18 protein-coding genes are annotated in these 19079 nt (G+C 58.5%); 11 read left to right on the top strand and 7 right to left on the bottom strand.

The annotated features are described in order from the left end of the window. Positions 1–5: 5 nt before the first annotated feature. The 4 genes from J7G73_RS02015 to J7G73_RS01995 are packed head-to-tail and all read left to right on the top strand — an operon-like array spanning position 6 to position 5523. Complete coding sequence (locus tag J7G73_RS02015; protein WP_291245030.1) at positions 6–2126, top strand: FAD-dependent oxidoreductase; 2121 nt, start codon at positions 6–8, stop codon at positions 2124–2126. After that, positions 2123–4861, top strand: a complete 2739-nt coding sequence (locus J7G73_RS13645; protein WP_367113927.1) for an FAD-dependent oxidoreductase — start codon at positions 2123–2125, stop codon at positions 4859–4861. Before J7G73_RS02015 ends, J7G73_RS13645 begins: the two co-directional genes overlap by 4 nt. Before the next feature lie 15 nt (positions 4862–4876). Continuing rightward, the gene (locus tag J7G73_RS02000) at positions 4877–5011 is read left to right on the top strand and encodes a hypothetical protein (protein WP_275532604.1); all 135 of its coding nucleotides are present in this window, start codon (positions 4877–4879) and stop codon (positions 5009–5011) included. Further along, positions 4987–5523: a hypothetical protein gene (locus J7G73_RS01995; RefSeq protein WP_291245029.1), complete on the top strand. Its 537-nt coding sequence runs from the start codon at positions 4987–4989 to the stop codon at positions 5521–5523. Before J7G73_RS02000 ends, J7G73_RS01995 begins: the two co-directional genes overlap by 25 nt. Here J7G73_RS01995 and J7G73_RS01990 read toward each other — a convergent pair. The 3 genes from J7G73_RS01990 to J7G73_RS01980 all read right to left on the bottom strand — a co-directional run bounded on the left by J7G73_RS01990 (position 5423) and on the right by J7G73_RS01980 (position 8748). Next, positions 5423–6091, bottom strand: a complete 669-nt coding sequence (locus tag J7G73_RS01990) for a PIN domain-containing protein (protein ID WP_291245028.1) — start codon at positions 6089–6091, stop codon at positions 5423–5425. The two genes, J7G73_RS01995 and J7G73_RS01990, sit on opposite strands and share 101 nt — an antisense overlap. A 47-nt stretch (positions 6092–6138) precedes the next feature. Next, a complete protein-coding gene (glgX, locus tag J7G73_RS01985) occupies positions 6139–8247 on the bottom strand; it encodes a glycogen debranching protein GlgX (protein ID WP_291245027.1) in 2109 nt (702 codons plus the stop codon). A 159-nt stretch (positions 8248–8406) separates the two neighbouring features. Next, a complete protein-coding gene (locus J7G73_RS01980; RefSeq protein WP_087184416.1) occupies positions 8407–8748 on the bottom strand; it encodes an arsenate reductase family protein in 342 nt (113 codons plus the stop codon). Between the two features lie 135 nt (positions 8749–8883). On the opposite strand from J7G73_RS01980, the gene J7G73_RS01975 reads away from it, so the two are divergent. The 3 genes from J7G73_RS01975 (at position 8884) to bcp (ending at position 10711) form a co-directional block, all read left to right on the top strand. Beyond that, positions 8884–9366, top strand: a complete 483-nt coding sequence (locus J7G73_RS01975) for a GNAT family N-acetyltransferase (protein WP_291245026.1) — start codon at positions 8884–8886, stop codon at positions 9364–9366. 66 nt (positions 9367–9432) lie between these two features. After that, positions 9433–10194, top strand: a complete 762-nt coding sequence (gene yaaA, locus J7G73_RS01970) for a peroxide stress protein YaaA (protein ID WP_291245025.1) — start codon at positions 9433–9435, stop codon at positions 10192–10194. A gap of 52 nt (positions 10195–10246) precedes the next feature. After that, on the top strand, positions 10247–10711 hold the full coding sequence (gene bcp / locus J7G73_RS01965) for a thioredoxin-dependent thiol peroxidase (RefSeq protein ID WP_291245024.1): 465 nt from the start codon (positions 10247–10249) through the stop codon (positions 10709–10711). Between the two features lie 120 nt (positions 10712–10831). On the opposite strand, the gene J7G73_RS01960 is transcribed toward bcp, so the two are convergent. Continuing rightward, positions 10832–12118, bottom strand: a complete 1287-nt coding sequence (locus tag J7G73_RS01960) for a serine dehydratase subunit alpha family protein (protein WP_291245023.1) — start codon at positions 12116–12118, stop codon at positions 10832–10834. 212 nt (positions 12119–12330) lie between these two features. On the opposite strand from J7G73_RS01960, the gene J7G73_RS01955 reads away from it, so the two are divergent. The 4 genes from J7G73_RS01955 to J7G73_RS01940 all read left to right on the top strand — a co-directional run bounded on the left by J7G73_RS01955 (position 12331) and on the right by J7G73_RS01940 (position 17752). Then, the gene (locus J7G73_RS01955) at positions 12331–14442 is read left to right on the top strand and encodes a sigma 54-interacting transcriptional regulator (protein WP_291245022.1); all 2112 of its coding nucleotides are present in this window, start codon (positions 12331–12333) and stop codon (positions 14440–14442) included. 320 nt (positions 14443–14762) lie between these two features. Next, a complete protein-coding gene (locus tag J7G73_RS01950) occupies positions 14763–15932 on the top strand; it encodes a MalY/PatB family protein (RefSeq protein ID WP_291245021.1) in 1170 nt (389 codons plus the stop codon). Positions 15933–15984: 52 nt separating this feature from the next. Continuing rightward, positions 15985–17250 carry a dicarboxylate/amino acid:cation symporter gene (locus tag J7G73_RS01945; RefSeq protein ID WP_291245020.1) on the top strand — a complete coding sequence of 422 codons (1266 nt, stop codon included), beginning with the start codon at positions 15985–15987 and terminating at the stop codon, positions 17248–17250. A 133-nt stretch (positions 17251–17383) separates the two neighbouring features. Further along, on the top strand, positions 17384–17752 hold the full coding sequence (locus J7G73_RS01940; protein WP_087293354.1) for a RidA family protein: 369 nt from the start codon (positions 17384–17386) through the stop codon (positions 17750–17752). Between the two features lie 544 nt (positions 17753–18296). Here the strand turns inward: J7G73_RS01940 and J7G73_RS01935 are convergent. From J7G73_RS01935 to J7G73_RS01925, 3 genes are all read right to left on the bottom strand, one after another. Further along, positions 18297–18563 (bottom strand): phage holin, encoded by a 267-nt coding sequence (locus J7G73_RS01935; protein ID WP_087293352.1) that lies wholly within the window; start codon positions 18561–18563, stop codon positions 18297–18299. Positions 18564–18570: 7 nt separating this feature from the next. Beyond that, complete coding sequence (locus J7G73_RS01930) at positions 18571–18822, bottom strand: hypothetical protein (RefSeq protein WP_291245019.1); 252 nt, start codon at positions 18820–18822, stop codon at positions 18571–18573. 10 nt (positions 18823–18832) lie between these two features. Next, positions 18833–19079 (bottom strand): hypothetical protein (locus J7G73_RS01925; protein WP_291245018.1); only part of this gene is annotated, 247 nt, incomplete at its 5' end.

Here is a 19079-nt window from a genome sequence, read left to right as displayed (position 1 = left end):
CGAACATGAGCGTTACGATCGAGATCGACGGCAAACAGCTGACCGTGCCCGAGGGCATGAATCTGCTGGAGGCCGCTCTGCAGAACGGGATCTATATTCCCCATCTGTGCCATCACCCCGACCTGCCGGACCGGGGCTCCTGCCGGTTGTGCATTGTTGAGGTGGAGGGCATGGAGGGCGTGCAGCCCTCCTGCAAGCTGAAGGCAACCGAGGGTATGAAGCTCACTACCGACAGCCCCCGTATCCACGACCTGCGCAAGCTGGCCATGGAGCTACTGCTGGCCGCTCATCCGGAGGACTGCTCCACCTGCCCCAAATACGGCCGGTGCGAGCTGCAGACCCTGATTCAGTACATGGGCGTTTCCGCCACCCGTATGAGCACCCGCATCAAGGGCTTTGCCCAGAACGGCAAAAACCCGTTGCTGATCCACGACATGAACCGCTGCGTGCTGTGCGGCCGCTGTGTACGCGCCTGCGGTGATCTGCGGGGCGTGGGTGTGCTGCAGTACAACAAAAATGAACTGGAGACCTATGTGGGCACCCTGCACGACAAGCTGCTCACCGACGCGGACTGCCGCTTCTGCGGTGCCTGCGCCGAGGTCTGCCCCACCGGTACCATCCGGGATCTGGTGGAGTTCACCCCTGTGGAGAAAAAGGACACCCTGATCCCCTGTCAGGCCACCTGCCCGGCTCATATCGATGTGCCCCGCTATGTGCGTCTGGCCAAGGAGGGCCGCTGGGAAGAGGCTCTGGCTGTGGTGCACGAGCGGCTGCTCTTCCCCGAGTGCCTGGGCCGCGTGTGCGCTCATCCCTGTGAGAGCAACTGCCGCCGCGGTGAGGTGAACGAGCCGGTTTCCATCCGGAACATCAAGCGCTACGCTGCCGAACATGCGGGCGGCGAGCTCTGGAAGAAGAACAGCAAGCATCTGCCCGCCACCGGCAAGCGGGTCTGCGTGGTGGGCGGTGGTCCTGCCGGTATGACCGCTGCCTATTACCTGGCGAAGCAGGGCCATAGCGTGACCCTGAAGGAGGCCTACCCCACCCTGGGTGGCCAGATGGCCTATGGCATTCCCTCCTATCGTCTGCCCCGCGAGGTAGTGGCGAAGGAAGCTGCCTATTTGAACGACGTGGGCGTTTCGGTGGAGACCGGCTGCCGCGTGAGCGATTTCAAGGCACTGGCCGCGGAATATGACGCCGTACTGCTGGCGCTGGGCACCCATCAGGGGGTTCGCCTGCCCATGGAGGGCAGTGAGTTGCCGGGCGTACTGCTGAACAGCGATTTCCTGCGGGACGCCTCCATGGGCGTGGAGACCGGCATGGGCAAGCGGGTCATCGTGCTGGGCGGCGGCAACGTTGCCTTCGACTGCGCCCGCACCGCCCGCCGCCTGGGCGCCGAGGAAATTCACCTGGCCTGCCTGGAAGCCCGTGAGAAGATGACCGCCGAGGAGGAAGAGATCGAACAGGCCCAGGAGGAGGGCATCCGGATTCATCCCGCCCACACCTTCGAGGCCATTCTGGGCCCGGATCGGGTTTCCGGCGTTCGGTTCTGCAATGTAAAATCCTTTACCTTTGATGAAAACCGCCGTGCGGTGATTGAAAAGGAAGAAAATTCCGAGCATGTGATCGAGGCCGACACCGTGATCTTCGCGGTGGGCCAGCGCACCCAGATCAGCCCCGAGGCAGGCCTGGAGCTGGGCCGCGGCAATTCCATCGCCGTGCAGCCCGGCAGCCTGCGCACCAGCGTGCCCGGCATCTACGCCTGCGGCGACGCGGTATACGGCACCCGCACCGTGATTCAGGCGGTTGCCGCCGGCCGTGATGCCGCCAGCGAGATCGACAAGGCGCTGGGTGGCAGCGGCGATATCTCCGAGGTGCTTGCTCCGGTGGAGATGCCCGATGCCTTCCTGGGCCGGATCGAGGGCTTCGGCCATCAGACCCGCCAGCTCGAGGTTGTGCGTGAGGCGGCGCTGCGCGAGAACAATTTCGACGCAGTGAGCTTTGGTCTGGCCGATGACAGCGTGCGCCAGGAGGCGGGCCGCTGCCTGCAGTGTGACCTGCGGTTCACCATTACCCCGCCCCGCATCTGGAGCGATTACGATCAGAACGGAAAGGAGGCACAGCAATGAGCCTGCTGATGAACAACACCGACGCTCTGGTTCAACTGCGCGGCTGCGACCGCGCCCGGCTGGAGGAGCTGTTCGGCACCATGGCCCCGGTATCCGGCCGGGTGGTGGGCGCACTGTACAATGCGGACACCGAAGGCATGAAGAACATGCTGCTGCACACCAATCCCGCCGGTGTGGTGGCCGGTTTAAAGATCGCCGCCCTGCTCACCGGAGCCTCCGGCGCTGAGCTGGTAGTTCGATGTGAGGTGGACCGCCAGACCCTGCTGGCCAACGCGGGCACTGTGGATCTGCCGCTGGAAATCACCCAAGCGGCACTGGTGAACAAGGCACTACACAAGACCGACCTGCTTTTGGATCTGGAGCGGCTGGCCGCCATGGCCGACCGGCTGACCGGCGCACAGCCTGGCCTTCTCGCGGCGGTGGGTGATGCCACCCCCGCTGAATTTCCCGCCGATACCCTGTTGACTGAAATCATTCCCGCCGGCAAGGGTCTGCTGGCCGATCACCGGTTCTACTCCGCCCAGCAGCTGGAGGGCATGACGCTGTCCAGCCTTGCCAGCCGCAGCGGCGTGCTGCGTCCCATGACCGACCGGGACTGCCCGGTGGACCTGGGCAAAAAGGAGATGCTCACCCTGCGCCGCCAGAGCTGCGGCAAGTGCACCTTCTGCCGGGAGGGCCTGTATCAGCTGAATGAAATTTTCGAGCGCATTTCGCTGGGCCGCGCAAAGGCCGGTGATCTGGATCTGGCAGAGGAGATCGGCCGGGCAATGACCGTTTCCTGCAACTGCACACTGGGTGAAGAGGCCGCTCTGCCTGCCCTCAGCACAATGGATGCTTTTGCCGCCGAAACCCAGGCTCATGTACGCCGCAAGGAATGCGCCGCCAATGCCTGCCTGGCGCTGACCCAGTTCTACGTAGACTCGCAGCTGTGCAATGGCTGCGGCAAGTGCCTGCCCGCCTGCCCCAAGCAGTGCATCGAGGGCGGCGAGGGACTGGTAGCCGTGATCGACAGCTTCGACTGCAGCCGCTGCGGCGAATGCTTGACCGTCTGCGAACAGCAGGCCATCAAGCGCACCAGCGGCCGCCTGCCGAAGCTGCCCTCCTCCCCTGTTCCCGTGAAGGGAGCAACTCCCGCCGCACAGGCGGAAAGCGAAGCCGCTCCTCTGCCTGCCGCCAAGCGCAAGCGGGTATTCGCCCGCCCCGCCAAGCCCCAGCCCGCCCCGGTGGAGACTCCGGCAGCTCCCGTCAACCAACCCAAACATGTTGAGGTGAATATCATGAAAACCATCGAAACCGATATCGTCATCGTGGCCGGCGGCCCCGCCGGTCTGGCCGCTGCCATCGCTGCAGGCGAGCAGGGCATGAAGACTGTAATCCTGGAGAAATCCAGCGCCACCGGCGGCGCTGCCAACATGGGCATGGGCCCCCTGGGCATCGACACCAAGATCCAGAAGGCAGCCTTCAACAACCTGGGCGTGGACAAGGCCATCCAGATGCACATGGAATACACCCACTACCGGGTGGACGAGGATCTGGTGCAGGCTTACTTCCACAAGAGCGCCGACACCATTGAATGGCTGGAGGAGATGGGCGTGGAATTCGCCGGTGCCTTCCGCTACTTCAAGGAATCCGAAGCAACCTGGCACATCGTCAAGCCGGAAAACGGCGTGATCGGTCCCCGTGCCGCCAGCGCCATGGTAAAGGCCATGACCCAGCGCGCCAAGGAGCTGGGCTGTGAGATCCTGCTGGAGACCGCTGCCACCTCTCTGATTACCGAAAAGGGAAAGGTCTGCGGCGCGGTAGCTGTGGACAAGGACGGCAACGGCCTGGAGGTGCGCGGCAAGGCTGTGATCGTGGCCACCGGCGGCTTCGGCAACAACCCCGAGATGATCGAGAAGGAATTCGGCCTGCACATCGGCCAGGACTACTTCCCCTTCCGCATTCCCGGCATCACCGGCGACGGCCTGAAGATGATGTGGGAAGTGGGCGCAGAGAAGTTCGGTGCCAACATCGAAGCCATCTATCAGCTGCCCGATAACCTGAATTGGTTCCTTCTGGACGCCGTGCTGCGTCAGCCCAACCTGTTGGTGAACCAGCTGGGCGAGCGCTTCATGAACGAGGGTGATCTGGGCAACACCACCTATGCGGGCAATGCCCTGGCCCTGCAGCCCGGAAACTACGGCTACTGCATCATGGATGAGGGCATTTTGAAGGAGTACAAGAAGAACGGTCCTGACATTGTGGACATCGTGCATCCCGCCGAGGCCTTCCTGGCCTTCGAGGGTCAGGCCGCACAGGCTGTGGAGCAGGGCTACGAGGCTTACTTCGAGGCTTCCACTGTGCCCGAGCTGGCCGAGAAGCTGGGCATTGACCCGGACGTGCTGCAGAACACCATCGACGAGTACAACACCATGTGCCGCTGCGGCATGGACAGCAAGTTCCACAAGTCCCAAAAGTACCTGCACCCCATCACCGGAAAGGGTAAGTACCTGGTGGGTAAATACTACCTGGGCGCCTACGGCACCGTGGGCGGCGTGCGCATCAACCGGTACTGCGAGGTTCTGGATAAGAACCATATGCCCATCGAGGGCCTGTACAGCGCCGGTTCCGATGCCAACACCATCTACGGCGACAGCTACAACTTCACCCTGCCCGGCAACTCCATGGGCTTCGCGGTGAACACCGGCCGTATGGCGGGCGAAAGTGCTGCTCAGTACATTGCCGACTGCCAGTAACCGGAGGGGGCCGGCATGCATAACAAAGCACAAACTCTGACCCTTGCATTCTGCATCGCGCTGCTGCCGCCCATCTGGGCGGTGGCAGCGCCCTACCTGAACGTGACCACTACATCCTGGAGGATGTGGGCCCCGGCCCGGAATTTCTGAAGCTGTGCTTCAAGAGCCCGGCGGACTTCGGCTATGATTCGGCTCTGGTGGGCAGCGAACAGTGCCAGTCGCTGGTGTGCGCCATCGGCGAGGGCAACTGCGCCGCCGCCATGACCCACAAGTGGTACCCCTACAAGGATGGCGTAATGTTCTGCTCCCGGTTCTGGATCGGCTACGCGCTGATCGACGGCGTTTACAAAAAGATTCTGCCGGAGGGCGTGCGTCTGCCCGAGATTGTGCCCCAGGGCCTGTTTGCCCATAACATCAAGGAATTCTCCACTCTGGCCGCCATTCTGCCCCGCCTGTGGGCCGAATGCCCGGACTGCCTGGGATTCGGATCCATACAGAAAAAGGACCGACAGCGATTATACTGCCGGTCCTTTTCTGTTTGTATAGGGCGGGAAGGCCTGCTCAGGGCTCCCGCAGCTTTTCCTGCCGGTCGAAGTAGATGCCAGTGCCACCGTTGGACTTTTCCACGATGCTCTTTTTCTTCTTCTCGGGCATCTTTTTAAAGCGGGGTTCCTTGTCCAGCGCCTCCAAAAAGCGCTTTCCCTTCTTCTTGGCGTTTTCCGGGATCGTTTCGCACACCCGGTAAACCAGCTCGGCGGCCTCGCTGTCGCCGTTCAGCAGCACCCGGATGCGCTTTTTGCGGGGGTTCAGCTCCGGCTCACGCACCGGCTGGGCCTGACGGGAGGTCATCTCCTTGGCGTAAGCATAGCCTTGGCCCACCGCCAGCTTCTCCACTGTCACACCCCGCTGGGCCCAGAAGCCGGACAGCACCTCGTAGTCGCTGTCGTTGGAGACGATGCAGATTTCGCCCTCGCCTCCGGCGGCGCACAGGCCCACATAGGACGCGATGGCAAAATCCATTGCGTTTTTGGTGCGGACCTTCTCGCCGCACCAGACGATCTCGATCTGCCCTGCGGCCCGCATGCAGGTCTCCAGCATGGAAAAATTGATGCTCAGCTTTGCGTCGCCGGAAAAGGCGAACACGCACATTTTATCCTCGGGGCGCATCTGTTCCGCCACGGCCAGCCAGGCGGTACCCACGTTTTCGGTATCAACCAGATAAGTTGCCATTTAATTTTCACCTCAATGGTATAGTATACACCATTTCCCCGCCGGCATCAAATTCCGCCGCCCGTAGGAACCAGACGGAACACCGCCGCGCTGCGGGGCCCCATTTCCAGCGAAAGGCCGTTCAAGGGACCGGCTGCGAAGGGGTCTGCCGCACCGGTGTACAGCACCAGCTGCCAGCAAAGCCCCTTGGGCGGCGCGGGCAGCTGCTGAGAGTGCGGCTTCCAGTGCATATTCAGCGCCAGCAGCAGGATATCGTCGTTTTCATCCGCTGCATCCCGCCCCGCGAACAGCACGCCGATCTGGCGGGTCTCGGGCAGGAATTCGCTGTTCCAGGCTTTGCCGTTGTTGTGCAGGGAAAGATCCTTCCAGCCACAGCGGCTGGGTGCAGTGGCCGCCCGCAGCACCGGGTGCGCCTTGCGCAGCGCGATCAGCTGCCGCACAAAGGCAAAGAAGGGCCGATTTTGCTCCAGCTGCTCCCAGTTCAGCCAGGAGATTTCATTGTCCTGGCAATAGGCGTTGTTGTTGCCGCTCTGGCTGTTGCCGAATTCGTCTCCTGCCAGGAACATGGCCGCGCCCCGGCTGCACAGTAGCACCGTGAGCGCATTCATGCGCAGCCGGTCCCGCAGGGCGTTCACCTCCGGGTTTTGGCTGGGTCCTTCCTCCCCGCAGTTCCAGCTGTTGTTGTCGTCAAAGCCGTCGGTGTTGTTCCAGCCGTTGGCCTCGTTGTGTTTTGCATTGTAGGCGTACAAATCATACAGCGTGAAGCCGTCATGGCAGGTGATGAAGTTCACTGTGGCGTTGGGGCGCTTGTCCGGCGGATAGAGGTCCGGCGAGCCGCAAATGCGCTGCACCGCTGCTTCGGCCAGACCTGCGTCGCCCTTTAAGAATTTACGCAGGTCGTCTCGGTATTTGCCGTTCCACTCGCTCCACCGGTTCCAGGAGGGAAAGCTGCCCACCTGATACAATCCGCCCGCGTCCCATGCCTCAGCGATGAGCTTCACGTGGCTGAGCACCGGGTCAAAGGCCAAACTTTCCAGCAGCGGCGGCTTGGACAACGGGCTGCCGGTCTCATCCCGGCCCAGAATGGAGGCCAGATCAAAGCGGAAGCCATCCACCCGGTATTCCACCGTCCAGTAGCGCAGACAGTCCAGAATGAACTGACGCACCTGGGGGTGATTGCAGTTCAGGGTATTGCCCACCCCGGAGAAATTGTAGTACCGGCCGTCCGGCGTGAGCATGTAGTAGATGTTGTTGTCCAGGCCCTTGAAGGAAAAGAACGGACCGGTCTCGTCGCCCTCGGCGGTGTGGTTGAACACCACATCCAGTATGACTTCGATGCCGTTTTCGTTCAGGCTTCGGATCAGCCGTTTGAGCTCCATGCTCTCCCGATTCAGCTCCGGCTCAGCGGTGTAGTCCAGATTGGGCGCGAAAAAACAAATGGGGTTGTAGCCCCAGTAGTTGCGCAGCTTCTGGCCGTTCACCACCCTCTCTTCGGCCTTTTCGTCGAACTCGAAAATGGGCATCAGCTCCACCGCGTTCACCCCCAGCTCCAGCAAATAGGGGATTTTTTCCTCAAGCCCCGCAAAGGTACCAGGGAATTTCACCTGGGAGCTGGCGTGCTTTGTGAAGCCGCGCACGTGCATCTCATAGATGATCATGTCCGAGAACGGGATGCGCGGATTGCGGACCGGCCCCCAGTCGAAGGTATCCTCCACCACTCGGGCATGGTAGGTGCGGCCCAGCCGCTCGCCGCCCGCCCAGATGCTCTGCACCGTGACCGCCCGGGCATAGGGATCCAGCAGGAATTTGGTTCGGTCAAAAATCAGTCCCCGGGCAGGGTCGCAGGGACCATCCATCCGGTAGGCGTATTCGATGTCCTGAATGTCCAGATCAAATACGATCATGGAATAGGTGCCGCCCATGCGGCACTCCTCCGGGAAGGGCAGTACCGCGAAGGGTTCCTGGTCGGCCTGGTGAAACAAGCACAGTTCACAGGCAGTTCCGTTGAAGGAATGAATGGTAAAGCTGACGCCCCCCGGCACAAGCGTGGCTCCATTGGACAAAAACAGCCCCGGTCGAATCTGGAAGCCGTTCACCTCACTGGTGGCATGCAGCCGCCCGGGCAGCAGCGAACCGGAATGCGGTGTTCTGGACATGGGCATTTCCCCTCTTCCCTGAAGCCCGCGTTCGCCTTTGTTTACCGCGAGCCCTTTTCTTTCATGATACCAAAAACCGGACCGAAAATGGACCAGCAAAACTGCCAAGAAAGCGCCCGGTTCCTTGTGCGAAACATCAACAGCAAAGGTTTTTACCGGTCATTCCCAGGTCTGCCAAACCTCCGGGCAGCAGCCTACGGTGGCCTGCCGGCCATTACGCACGATGGGCTGGCGGATCAGCTGCTGGTTTTCGAACAGCTTGTCCGCCTGCTGCTCCGGGGCGAGAAAACGCAGCAGGGTCAGAGTGTCCTTGTCCTTTGCGTTTTCATCCACCAGGCTTTGCCAGCCGCCCAGCGCGCGGCACACGTTGTCGAACTCACCCCGGCTCATTCCCTTTTCCTTCAGGTCGATCATCTGGAATTTGATGCCCCGCTCCTTGAACCACCGCTGGGCCTTTTTGGTATCGAAGCTTTTGTTCGTTCCGAAAATCTGGATGTTCATGGTTTACTCTCCCTATTTTTGTTTGTTCACAGGCAATATTATACCACAGGCTCTGAAAAAGCGGCAGCAGGGCCTGCCCCTGGCCACCGTTTTGTAGTATACTGGTATCGATATTAACCGAAAGGATGACCTGTTATGACCATTCGACATGCCCGTCCCACCGATCTGGATGCTCTGGATGCACTGGAGCAGCAGTGCTTTCCGCCGGAGGAGGCGGCCACCCGCACAGCCTTTGCCCAGCGACTGGCGGTATTCCCGGAGCACTTCTGGCTTGCGGAAGAGGATGGGCAGATTCTGGCCTGTGTGAACGGCTGCGTGAGCGATTCGCCCCTTTTACAGGATGAAATGTTCGAGGACGCAGGCCTGCACAACGAACAGGGAGCCTGGCAGATGCTTTTTGGCGTGGAGACGCATCCCGCCGCCCAGGGCAAAGGATATGCCAGTGCACTGATACGCCGGATGATCACCGACGCCAAAGCCCAGGTCCGTCAGGGTGTGGTACTCACCTGCAAGCAGGAGCTGTTGGATTTTTACCGCCGGTTCGGCTTTGAAAACGAGGGCGTTTCCGCCTCCCAGCACGGGGGCGCGGTCTGGTATGATATGCGGCTGCGCTTCTGATTTTGCCGTGGCAACATTTTACCTCGCACACCTCTGCTACAATAGGAACGAAAAGGAGGCTCTGCCATGAAGTTCATCATCTCTCCCGCAAAAACCATGAATGTGGATACCGATTCCTTCGCTCCCCAGGACCTGCCCCGCTTTCTGGAGCAGGCCGAGGAATTGAAGGACTATCTGCAAAGTCTGGACTATGCTGCCTGTAAGGCTCTTTGGAATTGCAGCGACGCACTGGCAGAGCCGAACTTTGAACGCCTGCAGAGGATGGACCTGCGCCGGGCGCTGACCCCTGCCCTTTTTGCCTACGAAGGCATTCAGTACCAGTACATGTCGCCCGGTGTGTTCACCGAGGAGGAGCTTGCCTATGTGCAGGAACATCTGCGGATCTTATCCGGTTTATACGGCCTGCTGCGTCCTATGGACGGCGTGACCCCCTATCGGCTGGAAATGCAGGCAAAACCGGTGGGCTTTCGCTGCAAAACCCTGTATGAATTCTGGGGCAGCCGCCTGGCGGATGCGCTGGCCGAAGAGACCGACTGCCTAGTGGACTTGGCCTCCAAGGAGTACAGCAAATGTGTGCTGGGCAAGCTGTCCGATTCCGTACGGCGGGTTCAGGTGACCTTCGCCCAGGAAACCGGCGGCAAGCTGAAGGAAAAGGCCACCTTTGCCAAGATGGCCCGGGGCGCGATGGTACGCCATGCAGCGGAACAGAACTGCAAAACTCCGGAGGAGCTGCGTTCCTTCTGCCGGTTCGGCTTCGCCTATTCCCCTGAGTACTCCTCCTCTGACCATTTGGTCTTTGTACAGGACCCCAACTGGAAGGCCGACTGACCAATTCTAACCATTTAATTTTTTATTTCAGAAGAAAAAGGAGCGATCGTTTATGCTGCAAATCGGAACCCAAGCACCTGCTTTCACCCTGACCGACAAGGACGGCAACACCGTGAGCCTTGCGGATTTCAAGGGCAAAAAGGTGGTACTGTATTTCTATCCCCGGGACAATACCCCCGGCTGTACCCGTCAGGCCTGCGCCTTCGCGGCCCGTCATGCGGATTTTTCTGCCAAGAACACCGTGGTGATCGGCGTCAGCAAGGACAGCGTTGCTTCTCACCTGAAATTCGCCCAGAAATATGATCTGCCCTTTGTGCTGCTTTCTGACCCTGAGCTGCAAGCCATTCAGGCCTACGATGTGTGGAAAGAGAAAAAGCTCTACGGCAAGGTGAGCATGGGCGTCGTGCGTACCACCTACCTGATCGACGAGGAGGGCGTGATCCGCTGGGCCAAGGAAAAGGTCAAGCCGGATGAGAACGCCGGTGAACTGCTGGATTTGCTGGAACAGGAAGGCTGATTTTCCGCTACACAAGCAGTCTGCCGGAAAAAACGAAAAACTGCCGCATCGGTTTTGGTCGATGCGGCAGTTTTTCTTATGAGAAGAGAGAAAGGAAAAAGAAATAATCAAAAGGAAGTTTTAGCCCCTATCCTTTTCCATCATAATATCCAGGATGGTTTTGTCGGTGGCGGTCATGCCGGGGTTGCTGATACGGCCCATGTTGCGGATGGCCTTTTCCGGGGTGGTGTCGCAGATGCCGTCGCTGGCGCTGACCACAACGCCGCCCATGGCCAGATAGGCGCTCATGAGGGCCGCGTTGGATGCAGTGGCCAGCTTCAGCGCGCAGCCGATCTTGCCGCCGTCACAAATCATACCGGTCAGGTTGCCGCTCATGTTGATGATGGCAGCGCCCATCTGGGCATCGTTGCCGCCCATCAGCCAGACCATAGCGGCGGCGGAAGCAGCCGCAGCCGACACGCCGCAGCCACAGGTGGCGCTGAGCTTGCCGGTGAACAGCTTGATGTAAACGTTCAGCATATGCGAAAAGGCAAGTGCCTTTACAGTTGCTTCCTGGCTGGTATTCAGGTGCTTGGCCATCTCCATGACCGGAATGATGGCGGTAATGCCATGATTGCCGCTGCCGGCGCTGCTCATGACTGCGTAAGGGCAGCCGGACATGCGTCCCTCCGCGCTGGCGGCCACACGGACCATAGTGTTGCTGAACAGATTGTCACCCATGGCTCCCTGCAGCTGTGCCTTCAGGGTATCGGCAATGCCGATGCCCAGCCGGTTTTCCAGGCCGTAATCCGCCAGGGTCTCGTTCATCTTGGCACCGTCCATCATGAAGGCCAGCTCCTCCTCAGCGGCACTGTCCACCAGCTCACGAATCTGGGCCACGGTCATGGTCTTCAGCTTCTCGTGCAGCTCATCCTCACCGCCTACGGTGTATTCCTTTTCAAACAGCACCTGATTGTTGGCGCTGGTGTAAACAATGTTGGAATGGGTGTTACGGATGGTACTGATACCGATGCCCCGGGTGGTGATGATCTCGGCGTGGGCATACAGCTGGGTCTCCTCTTCCGCGATGGTCACGCTCACCTGCTTTTCCTCCACCAGGCGGGTAGCTTCCTTGCTCACAATGGGGGTGATCTCCTCCAACAGCTGCAGGCCCTTTTCCGGATTGCCCAGACAGGCGCCCAGTGCAGCGGCATATTTCAGGCCGACCCGGTCAAACCCGGGGATACCCACCGACATACCGTTTTTATATACACCGGGGTTTACCTGCATCTTTACCGATACGATCTGTCCGCCGATGGCATGATAGGCATCCGCGGCGGCCAGCGCCACGCACACCGGCTCGGTGCAGCCCAGAGCGGGCACCACTTCCTGATGAAGAAGATCCAGCATTTCCTGTTTTGTAAGCATGTTATTCGCTCTCCTTTTTCCTGTTATGCTCTGCCGCAATGCGCGGCATTGTTTCTTCTGCCTCCATTGCAGCAAGAACTGTGCCAACATCACCAGTACGCCGAGAAATATTTTTATGGGGCTTTTTTCCTTGACAAGAGAAACAAAAACGGTTAAAACTGAGATTATAATTGGGTTATTGGTTATCAAAACTGGTTGCAGGAGAATTGTTTATGAAAAATATTGCTGTAATTTCCTGGGACCCGCTGGCAGGGCGGTTTTACGGCAAGCAGGTAAAGGACCTGTTTGCCGACCAGGTAACCGTTCAGGTCTACAGTGTGCGGGATGGATCGGTGAATCAGCTGCCCAGGCGACGCTATGATTTGTATATGACCTCCACCGATGCCTTTGAATCGGGCAGCGATCTGCGGCAGTACCTGCCCCTGGATGCGGAAATCGCCGAGATCGAGTTGACCTTTTTGTGGGATGTGGTGCGCCGCCTGCAGAAGCTTCCCGCCGGAAGCCGGGTACTGTTCGTAAACCTGAGCGATAAGATGAGCCGCGAAGCGGTGAGCCGGCTGAACCAGCTGGGCGTAAATCAGCTGCAGTTTGATCTGTATCATCCAGGCTGCCCGGAACCGGACATGTCGCTTTATGATTATGTGATCACTCCCAGCGAGCAGCGTTATGTGCCGGAAGGCGCGAAGGAGATTATTGACATCGGCCAGCGCGTCTGCACCAGCGCCACCATGACCGAAGCCGCTTTGAAGCTGGGTCTGGAGGATCTGCTGGAAACGCCCCGGTTCCACCATTATCAGGAGATCGTGGCCACCAACACCTACAGCTTTGACCGGCTGTTCAACCGCAGCCGCCGTCTGGAAAGCCAGTTCGATATTCTGATGGACATTTTGGATGAAGGATTGGTAGGTGTGAACGAGAAGGGCGAGGTATTTGCCTGCAACAAAAAGCTGGAGCAAATTACCCAGGTAAGCAATGCCCTGGCGCTGCATCGCCGGGCCAGTGATGTGTATCCCTATATCCCCTTCAAGCAATGCCTGAAGAGCAAGGAGGCAATCCCCGCCAAGGTAGTACGGGCAGGCGGTACCAACCTGACCGTAACCGTCGCCCCGGTGCTGCGGGGCGGGGTCTGCCTGGGCGCTTTTGCCACAGTCCAGCGCTTCAGCGACGCAGAGCAGCGCCAGAATGAACTGCGCAGCCAGTTGAGTCCCAAGGGATACCGGGCCAAATACACCTTTGAAAATGTAATCGGCGAGTCCCCTGCGATCCGGCGCACCATCGAGATTCTGAAAAAGATGGCAGCCACCTCCCTGCCTGTTCTGCTGATCGGCGAAACAGGCACCGGCAAGGAGCTGTTCGCCCATGCAGTGCACAATGCATCGCCCCGGGCCCAGGGTCCCTTTGTGGCCATTAACTGTGCAGCCATGCCGGAAAACCTGCTGGAAAGCGAACTTTTCGGTTATGAGGACGGCGCCTTCACCGGAGCACGGCGGGGCGGCAAGCCCGGTCTGTTTGAATTTGCCCATCAGGGCACCCTGTTTCTGGACGAGGTGGAGGGTATGAGTCCGGCACTGCAGTGCAAGCTGCTGCGGGTGCTGCAGGAGCACGAGATCATGCCGGTGGGCGGCAACCGGATCATTCGGGTAGATGTGCGCATCGTAGCCGCCACCAATGAAGATCTGGAGGAGCTTGTGGAGCAGGGTAGCTTCCGTCGGGACCTGTACTACCGGTTGAACACCCTGCCCGCCCTCATCCCACCTCTGCGCCAGCGTGAGGGTGACCTGCTGCTGCTCATCGAGTATTTCCGAAAGAAAAGTGGCGTAGAATTCACCCTTTCTCCGGAGCTGGAGCAGATGCTTCTGGCCCATCAGTGGCGGGGAAACATCCGGGAGCTGCGCAATGTGGTGGAATATTTCAGCTACACCGGCAGCCAGGTCATTACACCAGAGGATCTGCCGCCTACCTTCCACTATCTGCCTGCAGAAAGCACTGGCGGCAGACTCACCCCGCCGGTGAGCGTAGCGGCTGCGGCTCTGACATCTTTACCGGACTCGTCCTCTTCCCCGCCTCAGCTGAACGAAGAACAGTGGATGGTTCTGCAATTAATTTATCAGGCCGCGCGCCAGGGCCGCTCCGCCGGGCGGGACAGTTTGCTTTCTGCCGCTCGACAGATACACCGTCCGCTTTCCCAGCAGCAAGTCCGCCGCCTGATGAGTGAGCTGGCTCAACTGGGTTATCTGCGCATTGAGCGGGGGCGCGGTGGCAGTCACCTGACCGAAGAGGGACTTCAGCTGTTGACCGCCCATACCACAGACAACCAGTTATGACCAATTTAACCTGTAGTTCATCCGAAATCAACCATTTTCATTTATTGGTTAACCGTTTTTGATCGTCGATTTTCTTATATATAAGGAACAGGCCGGTACCGCGTGCTTTCTTCTGCGGACCGGCCTGTTTTTCTTTTTCCATGCAATTGACTACATCCAGATTTTACCGTCAATCTGCTGCAACGCAAACAATCAAAACCGTTAAAACGCCGAAATGGATGGTAACGTCACCCACCTCTTCGCTTTTGGCACACTCTTTGCTATAATCTGGGCAGAGAAACGTGGGCAAGCGCCCAAACAGAAAGGCAGGAACCGATTTTATGAAATACGATTTTGACACCGTTGTGGACCGCAGCAAAAACAATGCCGCCAAGTACGACGAGCGGATTAAGAAGTTCGGCACTGACAAGGTGATTCCTCTGTGGATCGCGGACATGGACTTCAAAGCCCCCCAGCCGGTGATCGATGCGCTGACTGCCCGGGCACAGGAGGGCATCTGGGGCTACACCAGCCGCCCGGCCAGCTACTTTGAGGCCATCTGCAACTGGCAGAAGCGCCGCAACGGCTGGACCATCGACCGCAGCCTGGTGAGCTGGAGCCTGGGCGTTGTGCCCGCGCTGAGCATGCTGGTGAAGCTGTTCACTCCGGAAGGCAGCAAGGTGTTGATCCAGACCCCGGTTTACGGCGAGTTCTACGACGTGACCGAAGCCTGGAACCGCACTGTGGTTGAGAACCAACTGGTGGAAAAGGATGGCAAGTGGACCGTGGACTGGGAGGACTTTGAAGCCAAGCTGCCCCAGGTGAGCATGTTCCTGCTGTGCAGCCCTCACAATCCTCTGGGCATCGTGTGGACGCGCGAGGAGCTGACCCGCATGACTGACCTGTGCCGAAAATACGGTGTGCTGATGGTTTCGGACGAGATCCATTCCGACCTGATCTTCCACGGCAAAACCCACATCCCCACCGCCAGCCTGTCCGAGCAGGTGGCCAGTGAAGTAATCAGCTGCATCTCCGGTACCAAAACCTTCAACCTGGCAGGCCTGCAGGCTTCCACCACCGTGTTCCCCAACATGCGGATGAAGGAGCTGTATGACAAAGCCTGGATGAATATGGACATCCACCGCAACAATGCCTTCAGCCTGACCGCCATGGAGGCCGCCTTCAATGAGGGCGAGGAATGGCTGGATCAGCTGCTGGAGTACATCGACGGCAACTTCAACTTCATTCGGGATTACTGCGCGGCTCATATTCCCCAAATCAAGCCCAACCTGCCGGATGCTACCTACCTGGTATGGCTGGACTGCCGCGAGCTGGGTATGTCCAACGAGGAATTGCGCCGCTTCATGATTGAGAAGGCCGGCCTCGGCCTGAATGAGGGCTGGAGCTTCGGCCGCAGCCTGAACGGCTTCATGCGTTTGAACGCAGCCTGCTCCCGCAAGGTTCTGGAACAGGCCATGAAACAGCTGGAAGAGGCTGTGAAGGCATTATAACCCGTAACAACGTCCCGCGCGGACGGGACGATAAAGGAAAAGGAGAATCATCATGTCTAACACTACCACCAAGAAAGCGTCCTTGTGGCAGCAGTACAAACTCCCCATCCTGCTGTTGGGCGGCATAGCAATCGGTTCCGTCATCGGCATCGTCTCCCCCAGCCTTGGGCAAACCTTGAAGCCTGTTGGGCAGATCTTTTTGAACCTGATGTTCACCATCATCGTTCCGCTGGTATTCGTATCCATCTCCTCCGCCGTGGGCAGCATGGCCAACATGAAGCGTCTGGGCAAAATCCTGGGCAGTACCATTTTCAGCTTCCTGGCCACCGGTGCCATTGCCGGTGTTTGTGTACTGGTATGGGTTAAGCTGTTCAGCCCCTCCGCCGGAACCAACATTCAGATGGGTACCGCTGAGATGGGTGAAATGCAGAGCGTTGGCGATATGATCGTGGGCTCTCTTACCGTGGATGATTTCTCCGGCCTGCTGAGCAAGAGCAACATGCTGCCGCTGATCATTTTTGCCATTCTGTTCGGCTTCTGCGTTTCCGCCTGCGGCGGTGATGAGAGCCCTGTAGGCAAGCTGCTGGCCAATCTGAACGACATCATCATGAAATTCGTTGGCCTTATTATGAACATTGCCCCCATTGGTCTGGGTGCTTACTTTGCCAATCTGGTAGCCGAATACGGTCCTGAAATCATTGGCGACTACGGCCGATCCATGGCGGTATATTACCCCCTGTGCCTGCTGTATGTGGTTGTTTTCTTCCCCTTGTATGCACTGTTCGCCGGTGGTGCACTGGGTGTGAAACGGATGCTGAAGTATATCTTCACCCCCGCTGTGACCGCCTTTGCCACCCAGAGCTCCGCCGCCACCCTGCCCGTCAACAAGGAAACCTGCGACAAAATCGGCGTTCCCAAGGATGTGAGTGACCTGGTTCTGCCCATGGGCTGCACCATGCACATGGACGGCTCAGTGCTGAGCTCCATCACCAAGATCGCCTTCCTCTTCGGCGTGTTCAACATGCCCTTTACCGGCGCGAGCACCTATGCCATGGCCATTGTGGTTGCCATTTTGTCCGCTTTTGTTCTGTCCGGCGCGCCCGGCGGCGGCCTGGTGGGTGAAATGCTCATCGTAAGCATGTTCGGCTTCCCCGCTGAGGCCTTCCCCCTGATTGCTACTTTGGGCTTCCTGTTTGACCCTGCTGCTACCTGCCTGAACGCCTCCGGCGACACCATCGCTTCCATGATGGTGGCTCGTATGGTCGAGGGCAAGGATTGGCTGGTAAATGCCGTAAAGGCGAAGGGCAATGCTTCCTGAAACAGCAGAGAAAATCCCCATTGCATTTTCCATGCAAAATTGCTATAGTTATAGACGTAGTTAAGCAGCTTCATTATTGTGCACACGCACACAGTGAACTGCGTCAAGATTCGATCCAAGGAGGACTTCTATCATGACTATCATCGATACCAAAAACGCTCCCGGCGCCATCGGTCCCTACTCTCAGGGTTTCGTAGTGGGTGATCTGGTATTCACCTCCGGCCAGCTGCCCGTTGACCCCGCGACCGGCACCATGCCCGAAGGCATCGCCGCTCAGGCTGAGTGGAGCTGCAAAAACGTTGGCGCTATTCTGGATGCTGCCGGCTCCAGCCTGGACAAGGTTGTGAAGACCACCTGCTTCCTGGCTAACATGAGCGACTTCGCTGCCTTCAACGAGGTGTACGCCAAGTACTTCACCTCCAAGCCCGCCCGCAGCTGCGTGGCTGTAAAGGACCTGCCCAAGGGCGCCCTGTGCGAGATCGAAGCCATCGCTGAGAAGTAATCTCTGCCGTTTAAAAATCCCCCGGTTTTGCAGCCGGGGGATTTTTTATACTGTTTCGGGGTTTATTCCCCGTTTAGATCTTTGCAAAATGAAAAAATCCGCAAGCCCTTCAGCTTGCGGATTTTTTTGCGGAAAAAGAGGGATTTGGAAATCTTTGCTCCGCAAAGCTTCCCGCGCTTGGGGCATCGCCCCGGCGCGCAGATCGCCTGAAAACCTGCCGCCGGCAGGTTTTCTTCACGGCAATCACCCTTTCGGGTTCGAATCCCTTCTCTACTCTACTGCAAAAAGAAAGAACCGAAAGAGCAATTGCTCGATCGGTTCTCTTCTTTGGCGGAAAGAGAGGGATTCGAACCACCGCGATTATTTTTTTATGCGAAATAATATGCTTTTATAGGAAAAATACTTGCTTAAAATCGAATAAACTTTGCAATATGCAAACAATTATGCAGATAGAAAAATAAAAGTGTGTACCTTATGTGTGTACCTACAACGCAAAAAGGCCCCCGAACTATCCGGAATTTCCGGACGGTTCGGGGGCTTTCCCTTACTCTTTCGCTTTGGGGGTCACATAAGTAAGCGCCTGCTTGCTATCAGCCACACCCTGGGTGGTGGGGTCGTTCACCACGCCCAGGATCGCAAGCACGGCGAAGAGGGCGTTCACTACCGCCAGAAGCCGGTTGCCCAGCTCGCCCAGGTCCAGAGCGTAACCGAACACCGCCGCCACCACCTGAATCAGCAGCAGCACCGCCGGGATCAGGCTCAGCCAGAAGGTCTTATTCGTCAAGCGCACTTTCCAGTTGATGTTCTTCATCTTCTCATTACTTCCTTTCCAAAATCGTGATGCGGGTCTCATGGTCGTTGAGAACCGCGTCCTGTTCTTCGCTGTGTTTCCAGATGCGCCGGTGGCTGTCGCTATTATTTTGCTCCTGCTGGACCTGCCGGTCCCGCAGTCCCTCTACCAGCGTGGAGAGCTTGGTAATGGTGCTGTTCAGCCGGATCACCGGCGCACCCACCGAGAGAAACAGTCCGACCAGCACCACCAGCACACCTACTACGCTCCATTCGTTCATCGGCGCCACCTCACCAGAGCCATTCCGCCGCAAAGCCAAGGCCTTTGCAGTGGTTCTCGATATTGCGCCGGTCCCCCTCGTTGGGAACTGGCGTCAGGCGCATGGTCAGGCTGTCCACCGGACCATCGATGATGCGGCATCGGTCGTCCAGAAGGGCGGCGTACACGGTTTCGCCCTTGTACGCAAGCTGCACCATGGGGTAGCCGTCCACCAGACCATCCGCCAGAGTAAGAACCGGATAAGTACCCTCCGGCAGC

Source organism: Allofournierella sp. (genome assembly GCF_017889395.1).
GTDB lineage: Bacteria > Bacillota > Clostridia > Oscillospirales > Ruminococcaceae > Allofournierella.
This window is presented reverse-complemented; position numbering and strand designations above follow the sequence as displayed.